This window comes from Alteromonas sp. McT4-15 (genome assembly GCF_020515205.1).
Classification (GTDB): Bacteria; Pseudomonadota; Gammaproteobacteria; order Enterobacterales; family Alteromonadaceae; genus Alteromonas.
In genome coordinates this window covers 1-13,611 of sequence record NZ_JAJALG010000040.1, presented here as the reverse complement: position 1 = coordinate 13,611, position 13,611 = coordinate 1, and the positions used below count along the sequence as shown (strand labels likewise).

Genomic DNA, 13,611 nt, shown 5'->3' with positions numbered 1-13,611 from the left:
CCAAAAACAAAGCCCTAGTGACAGCTAGGGCTTTAGTCCTTATCTCTTAGATAAAGATAATTGTTCAGCGGTTAAATGTTGTTATAGTGCTTTTAACGGATGAGCGTCTTCTGTCCAAGGTGAAGTAAAAAAGTGCTCAATGACTTCTTTTGGTACATCGCTCACCAATGGGTATTTCCACTTTGGTTTCATGTCTTTATCAATTAACAAAGCACGCACACCCTCTTGGAATTCACCGCTTTCACCACAGCGACATGACATATCCGCTTCCATTTTAAAGCATTCAGCCAAACTCATAGACGCACCGCGCTCGCACTGTTCAAATACCAAATGCATGGTTATAGGCGAGCCTTTAGCCAACGTCGCCTGTGCTCTGGATAACCATTTGTCACCTTGCATATCGGCACCCCATATTGCGCTAACAACATCTTCAACATTATCGAAGCGACACAAATCGTCAATAAGCGACATATTAGGCTCAACATTGCCTTCTATTACACTCTCAGGTTTTTCAAGATTGTTGAGCAGCATTGATACATCGTCAGACAACGCTTGACAATCAGCCCAACTATGCGAAATCAAAGCATGGAGCATAGCTTGCTTTTGATTGCTAGCAACACAGTGGTCAGCTAACCCGACATAACACGCATCACTGGCATTCATTTGCCCGCCAGTTAGCCCAAGAAACACCCCTGACTTTCCGGGTAATCGTGGCAAAAAATAGCTACCGCCCACATCGGGGTACAGACCAATAGTTATTTCTGGCATTGCTAAACGCGACGTTTCAGTAACAACTCGATGACTGGCACCGCAAAGCAGTCCCATACCGCCACCCATTACAATGCCACTGCCCCATACCACAATAGGCTTATCGTAGTTGTGAATGGTGTAGTCTAGGGTGTATTCAGTCTTAAAAAAGTCTTCAAGAAATGCTGGGATTTCTCCGTGACTTTCCACCATGGCATTGTACATCGACACAATATCGCCACCTGCACAAAATGCTTTTTCACCCGCAGCATCTACCACTACAGCGACAATATCGCTTCGACTCTGCCATGCTTGGAGCGCGTCCAGCATGCTCTTTGCCATCTCTAAATCAAGCGCGTTTAGCGCTTTTTCTTTGTTTAATGTTAGTCTTCCAATGGCATATGCTTGGCAAGCGGTCTTTAACTCATCGACAATGACGACTGGCTCCATTTGGCTCATAGTTGCTCCTTGATTACAGTACGTTGCGCTCGTCCGCTAATAATCGTCGACCAATGATGACACGCATTATTTCATTAGTGCCTTCAAGAATTTGGTGAACGCGCACGTCTCTGAAGTGACGCTCTAACGGATATTCCTTTATGTAACCATATCCACCGTGAAGTTGTAAGGCATCATTACACACATTAAAGCCTACATCGGTAGCAAAACGTTTCGCCATGGCACAATACGTTGTTTTATCAGCATCATTGTTATCAAGTTTACACGCAGCCATGCGTACCATTTGACGTGCTGCTACCAATTCTGTCGCCATGTCTGCCAACTTAAATTGCAATGCCTGAAAGCCCGCAATTGGCTTACCAAATTGTTCGCGTTCTGTCATATAGGTTCGCGCAGTATTAAGGGCTTGCTGTGCAGTACCGACAGAACAAGTAGCAATATTGATACGCCCTCCGTCAAGACCTTGCATGGCCATTTTAAAGCCTTGTCCTTCCTCACCTAAACGCCAGCTTTCTTCAACTTGAACATTGTCGAAAGTGATCATACGAGTAGGTTGCGCATTCCACCCCATTTTCTCTTCGGCTTTACCATATTCGATACCATCTAGATTAGCCGGAACAGCAAATGCTGACACACCACTAGGGCCATCACCACCTGTTCGTGCCATCACGACAAGTACGTCGGTACTACCCGCACCAGAGATAAATACTTTTGAACCGTTTAGCACATAGCCTTTATCGTTTTTTATCGCCTTAGTTTTTAACGACGCGGCATCAGAACCCGCACCAGGCTCGGTTAGACAATATGAAGCAAGCTTGTCACCTGTTACTAACTGATCGCACCACATCGCCTTACAGGATTCACTTCCCCAAGTAGCAATCATCCAAGTTGCCATATTATGTATGGTCAGCATCGCAGTGGTAGTGGTACACCCCATTGATAGCTGTTCAAAAATAATTGATGAGTCTAAACGTGATAGTCCAAGACCGCCCGCCTCTTCTGGCGCATATAACCCACAAAAGCCGAGTTCACCCGCTTTCTTAATTGCTTCTACTGGAAAATGGTGTTCGCGATCCCACATTGCTGCGTTTGGCGCAAGTTCTTGCTGCGCGAACTGTCTAGCGGTTTCTTCAAATGCTAATTGATCGTCGGTTAACTCAAAGTTCATAAAGCTTACCTATAGTCTGTTGTATCAATGTAATTGTTAACACATTACCCAATAGTTACCCCTTACGTAAACGTAAAGGCACAATTTTGTTAAAAACAAGTGTTGAATAACGTAAATATTTTGTGACGTATTGGCGCTCGCAGTGTTTTTAGCGGTGTCGCTTTGCGGTTTGATGCCAAAGGTATTTTAAAATTTCATCAGTTATCACTTTGAATAGTGAAACTCTACAACGCGACTGGTAAGCTTATAATACTCCCAATAGACGGCTGTGATATTTTGGAATTTAGAATTGCCATTGTCGAAGACAACGCAACTGCGCGCACTGCCTTGCGTGGCCATCTTATGTCTATTGCCAATTTATCGGTAAGCAGTTTCGCTTCAGGATATGAACTCAAGTCAGCGCTCAAAAAGCAAAATTTTGAGTTATTGCTTATGGACTTCCATCTCGGAGCGGGAAAAAGCGGTGTCGAGTGGATCCACACCTTGCGTGAATCTGGTTATATAAAACCCAGTACTGGGATCATTTTTCTTACGTCTGATGGCGCACCACAGACCATTGGTCGTATTATGGATATTCAGCCTGATGTGCTCCTTATTAAACCTTACACTATCGCTTCGCTTTCACGGCAAATTAAGCAGTATCTCCAATACAGAGACTACGTTAAGAATGTGTTGCACGCACTCGACAACAAAGAGACTGAACGTGCCATCAGTATTATTCATGGAAAAATAAAAGAAGGGGTGCCTACCCGCCTCATAGCAGATATTAGGCGACTATACGCTAGGTTGTTGTTTGAAAATGGTGAACCTCTTCGTGCGTTGAAAATTTACGAAGACGTCCTTACGCATTCCGATAAAGTATTATGGGCTCAGTGGGGAAAAATTAAGTGCCAATATACGGCTGGTTATTGGTCACAATGCAAAACCCAGTTGGATGAGATGGTCAATTCCAGCTTAGCGCGTGATAAAGCATTCGAATGGTTAGCGTCGTTGTCTTTCGAACAAAGTGCTTTTGATGATGTCGAGAAGTACCTTGATCAAATAAAATTCAGTGAATTAAGTTTACCCGCCGCAAAGCTCAAAAGTATGGCGTTTCAAAAGCAAGACAAAGTCATTGACGCCATTGATTTACTGCAAAAAAAGCGTGCAATGCACAGAAGTGCCAAAGACCAATTTAACGACTTTACTTTTGAACTTGCTGAGTTTTACCTCATGCTGGCAGAAACGGCACCAGAGACTAATAGGTCAGAAAGTTTGTCTCAAGCAAGAAAGCTCGTGGGCATCGCGGGTCGAAGCCAGGGCGATCCTCAGGTACTGCAAAAGCGTGACTACCTACTCGCTTACTCTGCCATATTAGATAATGACGTAGATAAAGCCAGTCATTTGTTAGAAGCAGAATATATCGACAATTACTTGCGAACAGAGCCATCCACCCTTGTTGTAGCCGCTAAAGTACATCACGGCTTGGGAGATGAACGAAAAGCCGGTGAACTATTACTCATGGCAAAAGACAAAAATCAAGAGTTACAAGCTATTTCAGAACAAGTAACCAATGACGCGTTAATATTCAGCGGTGGCCAGTCGCTTGGTTTAAATCATGAACAAGCTGTCGCCATCAACGAGACAGGCACGCAGCTCTTTTTAGAAGGCGAATTAGACGCTGCAATGAAACACTTTTACGACGCCTATCACTTATCGCCAGAAACCGCGGCTTTTGGACTGAACTTACTACAAAGTATGATTGAGTCAGACACTAGGGTGTATCGCAAATACGACTTAGACCAACTATTCGAAACCCTTCACAATGATGTGTTATCAGCGCCAAACAAAGCGCGTTTGGCGCAGTTATCTGAACTAGCAAGGGTTCAAATACATACCTGATGTCCAGAGCATGTGTTTGTTGCGGTTTTACTTTAATCGAGTTAACAGACTCGACGTATCCCATCTTCCACCACCCAGTTTTTGAACGTCGGCATAGTACTGGTCGACAAGAGCAGTCAGCGCAAGTGTAGAGCCATTTTTTCTAGCTTCATCTAGTGCGATATTAAGGTCTTTTCGCATCCAATCGACAGCAAAACCAAAATCAAAACTATTATCCAACATTGTAGAAGCGCGATTTTCCATCTGCCATGACTGGGCAGCACCTTTGCTAATAACATCAACAACAGCATTACAATCAAGGCCTGCTTTTTGTCCAAAATGTAACGCTTCGGCAAGTCCCTGAACAATACCAGCGATACAGATTTGGTTCATCATTTTAGCTAATTGGCCACTTCCACATGTACCAAGTAACTGGCTATGACGTGCGTAAATCTGTAATACTGGCTCAGCCTTTTCATAAGCATCGCTATCACCACCCACCATGATAGTGAGTTGGCCATTTTGCGCGCCAGCTTGACCTCCAGAGACTGGTGCATCGAGAAATCCTATTTGTTTGGCCATACATAATGCATGTAGTTCTCTTGCCACATCGGCAGAAGCGGTAGTGTGGTCGACTAAAATGGCGCCAGATTTCATTGCCGAAAGGGCGCGATTGGCCACTTCACGAACATCATTGTCGTCACCCACACACATCAAAACAATATCAGCACCCTCTACAGCTTCTTCAGGCGTGCTGACAGCACGTCCGTTGTATTCGTTAGCCCATTCTTGTGCTTTTTTAAAAGTGCGGTTGTACACCGTGACATTTAAGCCTGCGTTAACTAAATGGCCGGCCATTGGGTAGCCCATTACGCCCAACCCAAGAAAACTTACTTTTAAATCTGTCATTCTAAATATACTCTTGTAATTGTCTTATTGATGCAGCATTACGATGTGGTTCGAATGTAACACAAACACCAATAAGCACTAAAGCGCTCTACACAATAACAATAGAAAAAAGGAAACAAACGTGAGTATTTACGAATATGGCATTACGTTAAATGACGGCCGCGACATTTCATTAGACGAGTACAAAGGTAAGGTGCTACTGATCGTAAACACCGCAAGTAAATGTGGCTTTACTCCACAATACGAAGGGCTCGAGGCGCTATACAAAACACACAAAGAAAATGGCTTAGAAATCCTCGGCTTTCCATGTGATCAGTTTGGTCATCAAGAACCCGGAAGTGATGAAGACATTGCGCAGTTCTGCACACTTAACTTTGGTGTAACCTTCCCGTTGTCTAAAAAAATAGACGTTAACGGCCCAGATACCTTGCCACTCTACAATGAGCTCAAAGAAAAAGCACCGGGGTTACTTGGCAGTAAACGTATTAAATGGAATTTCACAAAGTTTTTGGTCGACGCTAACGGTACGGTAGTCAAACGCTACGCGCCAACCGCGAAACCATCCGAAATAGAAAAAGATATAGCGGCTCTTTTGCCGCAATAGCATCTTAAAACACTACGGGGAGGCATTGGAATGCGTACTACACTACCGAATAGTAACACTCACTTTAACGTTGCATTTTTTAGTACGCGAATGTATGAGCGCAGAGTCTTTGCCCCCCTATTTCAGAAAAAGCATGGGTGCGGAGTTACCTTTAACGTTAACTACTATGAACATGCATTAAACAATGATACCGCGCAATTATGTCATGACATTGATGTCGTTGTCGTTTTCGTCAACGACGATGTCAGTGCAAGTACTGTAAAAGTTTTACACGAATGTGGTGTGAAGCATATTGCGTTGCGCTGTGCCGGTTTTAACAATGTAGATGTTGAACAGGCGCATGAGTGTGGAATTAGTGTAAGTCGTGTGCCAGCTTATAGTCCTGAGACTGTGGCTGAGCATACCCTTGCGTTAATACTAACGTTAAATAGAAAGACTCACAAAGCCTATAATCGCGTACGGGAGGGAAACTTCGCGCTTGATGGTTTGTTGGGTTTTACACTTCACGATAAAACGGTTGGCGTAATCGGCACCGGCCGCATCGGTAAGGCAGTTATTAGAATACTTAACGGCTTCGGGTGCAAAATACTGTGTTACGATCCTTTTCACGATGACGACATCGTGAACATGGGAGCGCATTACGTTTCCCTTGAAGAACTATTTAATAATAGCAACATCGTTACCCTACACTGTCCTTTAAACAATGACAGCCACCATATAATTAACCCAGCATCACTTTCATTAATGCGCGATGGTGTAATGTTAATCAATACCTCACGAGGCGGACTAATTGATGATAACGCGATAATTAAAGGCCTCAAAAGCGGGAAAATTGGACACTTAGGACTTGATGTTTACGAACGGGAATCAGAACTCTTTTTTGCCGATCACTCTGGCGATATTATTCAAGACGATATTTTTCAACGACTGACTACATTTCCCAATGTATTGATCACTGGGCATCAGGGCTTTTTCACTCAAGAAGCACTTAATGAAATTGCCACGGTTACGGTCGGTAACATAATCAACAACGACAATTTAGTGCCTCTGACTTAACGCTATTTTTCTAAAACGATATGAAAATATTTACCGAGCCACATATAAGGCTCTGACATGCAATACTGACGTTCAAGACTGAGCAGTTCTTCATATTTACTGTCCTGATGGCTGATATCACGCATATAATCGTGGAAACAACGAATACCCGCTTTGGCTTTAACTTTAAAGCCAAGAGATTCACAAAAACCCACTACCTTCATTGCACTTAACGGTTGTTTTGGGTTTAAGCGCACTTGCTTTTTTGCTTTTAAACCTTTGGCAATATAGTCAAAATTTCCATAAATCGCGTTGGCAAATAAATTGGCATCTTGATTGAAAAAACTGAGACTTAGTGTTGCCCCATTCCGCATATTGTTGAAAAGGTGAGTAATTGCATCAAATGGAGCATCTAACCATTCAAGTACTGCATGGCACAACACCAGATCGAAGTGGTTCAAGTCGTCAATTTCTTGAAGGTACTGATGGCGTATAGTCACCCCTTCTAAATGCTTCAGATTTTCTTCTGCCTGCTGCAACACGTCTTTCGATGCATCAGTGAGCACTACATCATGTCCTTGCGAAGCAAGATGTGCAGCCATCACACCTGTCCCACCACCAACGTCAATCGCTTTAAGTGGCTTAGCCACAAAAGGCGCTAATACGTCACATAAGATGGTATGACGCAGGCGTCCTTTAGTGGTGCCATAGATATTTTTTGAAAATGTGTCTGCTATGCCATCAAATATTCGATCGTTCTTCATTTTTGATAACCTGTTAGGCTGGGTTATCAATATCAATAAACTCGACATCGACATCAAATTGCTGGGCTAGATGCTCGCCTAATGATTTAACACCATAGCGCTCAGTGGCGTGATGGCCCGCAGCGAAAAACGTAATTCCCATCTCTCTTGCAGTGTGCACCGTTTGCTCCGAAACTTCACCGGTAACAAAAGCGTCTACACCAAGCTCAACAGCTTGCTCAATAAAACTTTGACCACCGCCAGTGCACCATGCAATACGTTTTATGGGCTTATCCGTTGGTCCTTCGACTAAAATCTTGCGTTCAAGCAATGAACTTAAGCGGTCACTAAGTTCGCTTGCCGTCTGTGCCTCTGGCAAGTTGCCATACATCACAACACCTGTTGGTTTAACACCGCTTGCCGCAGTTATTTCATCGACGCCTAACAGATTTCCTAGTTGGCGATTGTTCCCCAATTCTGGATGGACATCTAACGGCAAATGATAAGCAAGAAGGTTAATGTCTTGGCTGAGTAATGTTTTTAATCGGTTCTTTTTCATACCCGTAATCTGTGCGGGCTCGCCTTTCCAAAAATAGCCATGATGGACCAAAATGGCATCTGCTTTCGCCGTAACGGCAGCATCAAGCAATGCTTGAGACGCTGTTACACCTGTCACTACTTTTTGAATTACCGATTTCCCTTCAACTTGTAAACCATTCGGACAATAGTCACCTATCTCATTAACTCGCAAAATGCCATCAAGGTAATTTTTTAATTCGTAATTAGTGACTGACACGACGCCTCCGGTTGAAAGTTAGACAAATTGGTCAAAAAACGTTATAAAAACACGCGAACGTTAACTATTATACCTTTTAATTCAGTGAACGTGTGCAATACGCCGTATTGTTAGGCGATAATTGCAATGACTATTGGCTAAATGGAAGCCGAATACACGTACACCTGTGTAATGTACATATAAGGGTTGAAGCAAGGCGTTCGTCATCTAAATTAAATAAAGAGCAAAAAGCATGGCAAACCTAGACAAAGATCAAGTAATCGCTGAATTCACAAAGGCTTATACGCAAGCAAACGGTAAAGCGCCTTCTATTGAGGCAAAGAGCGGATGGTACAGCGTTGATGGTGGCAAAAATGTACGCTTGGCACAGCTACAAGAAATGACCGCAGACCTATCAGGTAACAAAAATGAAACCGTCAAAAGCGAGCCTGTTAAAGCAAAAAGCGAAACAAAAAGTGCAAAGTCAAACGAGAAAAAATCACCAAAAGCAAAGGCCACGAAATCAAACGCAAAGTCTGGTTTCTCAGTGAAAGCCTTTTATGCTGAACAGCTTAAGAACAAAGCGCCCGGCGCCACTTTGCCTCGTTAATAAGAATATTGATATAAAATGTAAGAAACGCACCTAAGAGGTGCGTTTTTTTATGCTGGAATTGGCTGCGATAGTCTGCCTGCCATACCTTGTGCTACGAAGGGAACAAGATGGCGCATTACTTCTTCAATATCGACATGTTTGTGAAAATCAGACTCTGCAATTTCGGTAAGCGCTTGGCTCGATGCCATGGAAAAAACAAAACTTCCCATCGCGAAGTGCATGCGCCAGAACAATTCCTCTTCAGGCAATTGCGGCAAGCAATGGCGTATTGCACTAACCAATGAGCGGATACATGTGCCGTAGTCGTTCATAATAAAACGTCTAAGGTGCCCTTGCGTTTCGTTGTAACCTCTACCTAATAACTTAACAAACGTCGCCGTGCCATGCTGCGATAACGTGTTAAGTGTTAGCATTGGAGGGATGAGCGCATACAATAACGCCTCAATGCCCTCTACCCCTTCCTTCAAAACTATTTCATCAATACTTTGCTCAACTTTTGGCATAAGATGATCGAAATAGCGCTTGAAGACAGCCTGAATTAAGTTTTTCTTACTACCAAAATGATAATTAACTGATGCCAAGTTAACTTCAGCCTTGGTCGTGATTTCTCGCATAGAGGTCTGCGTAAATCCTTGTTGAGAAAACAAGAATTCCGCAGCATCTAAAATGTCGGTCTTAGTGTGCCGTGCCATAATTCTCTTATTATCATTGTTGTTTTCGAGAACGAGCGGTAAGGCTTCCGCTCAACTCTAATTAAAACCAGTGGCGCGCTTTGCTCCACGTTTTCATTATTACTCGCTCTGACACTTTTGCAGCGGCCATTCCCAGTTTCTCGGCAACATTCTTTTTAATTGAATACTTAACACTAAAGATTTCACGCTGTGGGTACTGAGCCAAAATATAATCGTCTGATGTAGAAATGTTGTCTATTAAACCTAAGGCTTTTGCCTTAACACCCGGCCAATATTCGCCCGTTGCAACTTTGTCTATATCCATCTCTGGTCGTTGGCTATGAACAAAATCTTTGAAAAGGACATGAATTTCTTCAATCTCTTCTTTAAATTTCGCTCGGCCTTCGTCATTGTTTTCACCAAATATGGTCAATGTACGTTTGAATTCGCCAGCCGTATGCTGCTCGAATTCAATATCATTCTTTTTGAGTAGCTTATTGAAATTTGGCAACTGTGCTAACACACCGATGCTTCCAATATAAGCGAATTGGGAAGCGATAAGGTTATCAGCAACACATGCCATCATGTAACCGCCACTTGCCGCCACTTTATCTACTGCGATGGTAAGTTTAAGACCTTTTTCTTTAATTCGTTGAAGTTGCGAAGCGGCTAATCCATACCCATGAACGACACCACCACCGCTTTCAAGGCGCACCAACACTTCATCATCTTGCTCAGCAACACAAAGGATAGCGGTGATCTCTTCCCGTAAGTGTTCTACCTCAGACGCATCCATTGAGCCTTTAAAATCAATGACAAATAAACGAGGTTGAGGAGATTCATCGGACTTGTTTTTCGCTTTTGCTTTATCTTCTTTCTTTTGATTTTTCGCAAGCTTTTTAAGCGCGTCTTTATCGAGTAACACTTCTTTTGCGTACTGCGTTACATCTTTCAACTGCTCTGAAATTGACGTTATCTCAAGCTGCCCTTTTCCTGGTTTTTGTCTGCTCGCAACGCCCACAATCGTTGAAACAACTACGACAAAAGCCACAACAAGTGTTACTGCCTTGGCAACGAACAAACCATATTCGTACAAAAACTCCAAACTCTACTCCTAGTAAACTACAACGCTTTCAACAATAAGCGACTATACGTAAAAAGTAACCTGGCTAAGCGACATGGCTTTCCCAGGTTACTGATGCATTTACGTAATGATACCAGCTTTGTTACTGCTGTGACGATAGTGATACTTGTTCTATCGTATTGTCGTCTATTTCTTGCTCAGTGAAGTAAATGTCACGCAACGTCGGTTGCTGAGAATACAGTCGAGTCTGGTCGGTATAATGCTCACTACCAAACTTGCGTGACTGAGAATACGTCAGTATTCCTCTACCTTTGGGGCCCTCATCAGTAAAATTAATAACCATCGCCCAACTGGTTCCATAGTTGATATGATAACCCTGCGCTTCAGCACTCATAATTGTGTTGTTATTGATGGTGTTATAACTGTGTCTTGGCAACAAGGTTTCGTCTCGACTGCGAATACTATCAAAGACGTTGAAACCACCCTCTATATTGTGTGCCCCACCCCATGGTAATTTCTCGCCAGAAGCAGTTCCGTTTGGCAAACTTCTTTCAACAAACTGAACTTCGCCAAATGGTGCATCAAAGTCTACACCTGCCTGTTCAATAACTTGTACAGCTCGTGCCATTTGTTCAAGCGTAGCCGTGTTTTGAACCAAGCCTGATGGCGTGGTTACAGGTTCTTCAAGAGAGAATGGTACTTCCCACTGTGGAGCCTGGTTGAATTGGAAAGCAAACTCTCTGAATACATGTGCACCTGTGCTTGAAGTATTCATTGTTCCATCCCAATCTGCCAACGCATCACACGCTTGTGCAATAGACACATCAGTACCGTCAACGTTTACTGGTGTGTCGCCCTGTGCTGCACACGCTTGAAGTAAATCAGGCAATATGTCTTCAGCAAGGTAGCTTCTGTTATTGAGCAACAGTGATTCAACTTCTTCTGGTGTAAAAGTACCATCGCTACCCGCTTCAGTTTCTATGAACTTCTGTCCCATTCGAGAGCGAAGCGTTTGCCGGTAGTCGACGTTACCGTACATTGGGTTAGCTACACGTATTGGCGATGAAAGGTTAGTGAGCCAATAGCTGTCATTAGAGTTTTGAACCGAATCTGTTCCTTCGTATTTTGGCGCTTCTTCGTATGGCACTGGTCCATCAAAATCAAACTGCGAAATATTACCTGGCAATACAGTAAATCCGGCCGCAGCCTTTATTTGTATTAGTTGCGGGTTAGTCGTTAGTTGTTCAATTGCCGTTTCAGTCAAGTTAGGCACCGTTGAATCATCTATGTAAAACACTTGGCCATCACTTGACGCTGCCATTGTATTGTTAAAGATTACACCGTCGTAATCTTTAAAGGCTTGTTTAAACTCATCCATTGATGTGGCCATATTCATAGCTAGCCAGTGGTCAACAATATCTAAATTAGGTAAATTCGCATCTTTTATTGCAAAAGCATTGGTACTATCCCACTCAAAATTACCGGGTACTTCAATCATTGGGCCATAGTTGGTGTAATACGCCGTTTTATTGAGTTTAATTGTTTGCCCTGGCGCAACCGCAACATCAATTTGCATAGGCTTTTCATAAATCGTACGTCGATTGCCATCAACCATGTGAGTGAGGCCGCTTGCATCATCTTCATCGAGCGTCAGTTGATACACCACGAAATGTTCCGCGGTTGAAAACGTGTGTGTCCACGCAACGTTTTCGTTAAATCCAATATTAACAGCACCAGGTAGGCCAACCAGCGAACTTCCCGTAACATTCATGTAATCAGGTACTTGTGCGTGAAAATTCCAAAAACGTAGATTCCCAGTATGCGGAAAATGTGGATTACCCAACACCATACCCTTGCCATTAGTGGTTTTGTCGCTGCCAAGGCCCCATCCATTTGAGCCCATTTCTTGTGGATTTCTTTCAGGCATCGTTACCGCAGGGTTAAACTTAAGTGATGAAGCAACCGCATCCGGCACAGACTCAGCCGCAGTAGGTAAATAGCTTTGTCCCTCTGGCGCTGCCAGAAACATTGGACCTAAGAAGTTAGAAGCGCCAGGCAAAAGCGCTACACCTAATGAGTAAGTTAACAAGTCTACACTATCAATGTCGCTTACCCATGGCTGACCGGCACAACTGGGGTCTTGTTCTTCTTCGGGTGTATCGCTCAGATAACGGTTATAGCCTGCAGTGTATCCTTGAAACATAGCACGCGAATTTACCGACAGTTTGGCTAAATTGTTCTCAGCAATCTCTCGGATGCCAAGCGTAAGATAGCCAAAGTCGTTAATTACGTGTGCCGAGTCACCACTACCAGGCACTAAGTCTGGACCGAAGTATTTTGCGCGCTGAGAGTTATATTTTACAATTTGATCCGCCAATACACACATATTGTCGCGGGCAAACGCGTAACCAACGCCATAAGCCATACTTTCTAAGTTGTCACCTGTAATGTGTGGTACACCATAAGTTGTCCATCGAATATCTGCTGTTAGTGTGCCATCAGTGTCGAAAGCCGGGATAGGTGTTGGTGCGGGCGCTACCGTAGGTGGAGGCTCAGGAGTTACTGGCGTTACATTGCTGAAATCATTATCGTTGTCACCACAGCCACTGAGTAGTGCTGTTATAGAAAGCGCTAATACGCTTGGAACAGGTGCGAAATTTTTATTTTTTCTCATCAAAAATAGTCCCTAAAAGATGAATATGTACTTGCCGCTCCCTTTGCAAATACTGCAAACCGCTCGATATTAAAACGGCTTAACCACAAACAGATCCGACCAATTTACACTACATTAACATAATAAAACATTCAAACAACATCATAATTTACGTACAAAAAAGCCGGCAAACGCCTAATGCCAGTCAGTTAAGCTGACTGGCATTTTTCTTTTTGGCGGGGTACTTACTTGGTTTGGGTTTAACACATCGTGGATATAACCTATCCTCT

General features: G+C 43.3%; 12 protein-coding genes. 4 read left to right on the top strand and 8 right to left on the bottom strand.

Translation table 11 applies throughout. The features are described from left to right. Positions 1 to 81: 81 nt before the first annotated feature. Positions 82 to 1,206 (bottom strand): enoyl-CoA hydratase/isomerase family protein, encoded by a 1,125-nt coding sequence (locus LHL20_RS18455; RefSeq protein ID WP_226434333.1) that lies wholly within the window; start codon positions 1,204 to 1,206, stop codon positions 82 to 84. Between the two features lie 13 nt (positions 1,207 to 1,219). Next, entirely contained in the window at positions 1,220 to 2,374 is a 1,155-nt protein-coding gene (locus LHL20_RS18450) for an acyl-CoA dehydrogenase family protein (RefSeq protein ID WP_226434332.1), read from the bottom strand. Positions 2,375 to 2,668: 294 nt separating this feature from the next. Between LHL20_RS18450 and LHL20_RS18445 the strand changes: the two genes are divergently transcribed. Then, positions 2,669 to 4,255, top strand: coding sequence for a response regulator (locus LHL20_RS18445; protein ID WP_319003251.1), 1,587 nt, complete (start codon positions 2,669 to 2,671; stop codon positions 4,253 to 4,255). Between the two features lie 27 nt (positions 4,256 to 4,282). Here the strand turns inward: LHL20_RS18445 and LHL20_RS18440 are convergent, their stop codons facing one another. Next, entirely contained in the window at positions 4,283 to 5,143 is an 861-nt protein-coding gene (locus LHL20_RS18440; RefSeq protein ID WP_226434330.1) for an NAD(P)-dependent oxidoreductase, read from the bottom strand. A gap of 121 nt (positions 5,144 to 5,264) precedes the next feature. On the opposite strand from LHL20_RS18440, the gene LHL20_RS18435 reads away from it, so the two are divergent. Next, positions 5,265 to 5,747, top strand: a complete 483-nt coding sequence (locus LHL20_RS18435; RefSeq protein WP_202261512.1) for a glutathione peroxidase — start codon at positions 5,265 to 5,267, stop codon at positions 5,745 to 5,747. Between the two features lie 30 nt (positions 5,748 to 5,777). Next, the gene (locus LHL20_RS18430) at positions 5,778 to 6,803 is read left to right on the top strand and encodes a 2-hydroxyacid dehydrogenase (RefSeq protein WP_226434329.1); all 1,026 of its coding nucleotides are present in this window, start codon (positions 5,778 to 5,780) and stop codon (positions 6,801 to 6,803) included. Positions 6,804 to 6,805: 2 nt separating this feature from the next. Here the strand turns inward: LHL20_RS18430 and LHL20_RS18425 are convergent, their stop codons facing one another. After that, positions 6,806 to 7,546, bottom strand: a complete 741-nt coding sequence (locus LHL20_RS18425) for a methyltransferase (protein ID WP_226434328.1) — start codon at positions 7,544 to 7,546, stop codon at positions 6,806 to 6,808. A gap of 13 nt (positions 7,547 to 7,559) precedes the next feature. Continuing rightward, on the bottom strand, positions 7,560 to 8,321 hold the full coding sequence (locus tag LHL20_RS18420) for a Nif3-like dinuclear metal center hexameric protein (RefSeq protein ID WP_226434327.1): 762 nt from the start codon (positions 8,319 to 8,321) through the stop codon (positions 7,560 to 7,562). A 232-nt stretch (positions 8,322 to 8,553) separates the two neighbouring features. On the opposite strand from LHL20_RS18420, the gene LHL20_RS18415 reads away from it, so the two are divergent. After that, entirely contained in the window at positions 8,554 to 8,910 is a 357-nt protein-coding gene (locus LHL20_RS18415; RefSeq protein WP_226434326.1) for a hypothetical protein, read from the top strand. Positions 8,911 to 8,960: 50 nt separating this feature from the next. Here the strand turns inward: LHL20_RS18415 and LHL20_RS18410 are convergent, their stop codons facing one another. The 3 genes from LHL20_RS18410 to LHL20_RS18400 form a co-directional block, all read right to left on the bottom strand. After that, positions 8,961 to 9,605, bottom strand: coding sequence for a TetR/AcrR family transcriptional regulator (locus LHL20_RS18410; protein ID WP_159624368.1), 645 nt, complete (start codon positions 9,603 to 9,605; stop codon positions 8,961 to 8,963). A gap of 61 nt (positions 9,606 to 9,666) precedes the next feature. Beyond that, complete coding sequence (gene sohB / locus LHL20_RS18405) at positions 9,667 to 10,689, bottom strand: protease SohB (RefSeq protein ID WP_226434325.1); 1,023 nt, start codon at positions 10,687 to 10,689, stop codon at positions 9,667 to 9,669. Between the two features lie 121 nt (positions 10,690 to 10,810). Beyond that, positions 10,811 to 13,342: an acylase gene (locus LHL20_RS18400; protein ID WP_226434324.1), complete on the bottom strand. Its 2,532-nt coding sequence runs from the start codon at positions 13,340 to 13,342 to the stop codon at positions 10,811 to 10,813. Between the last annotated feature and the right edge of the window lie 269 nt (positions 13,343 to 13,611).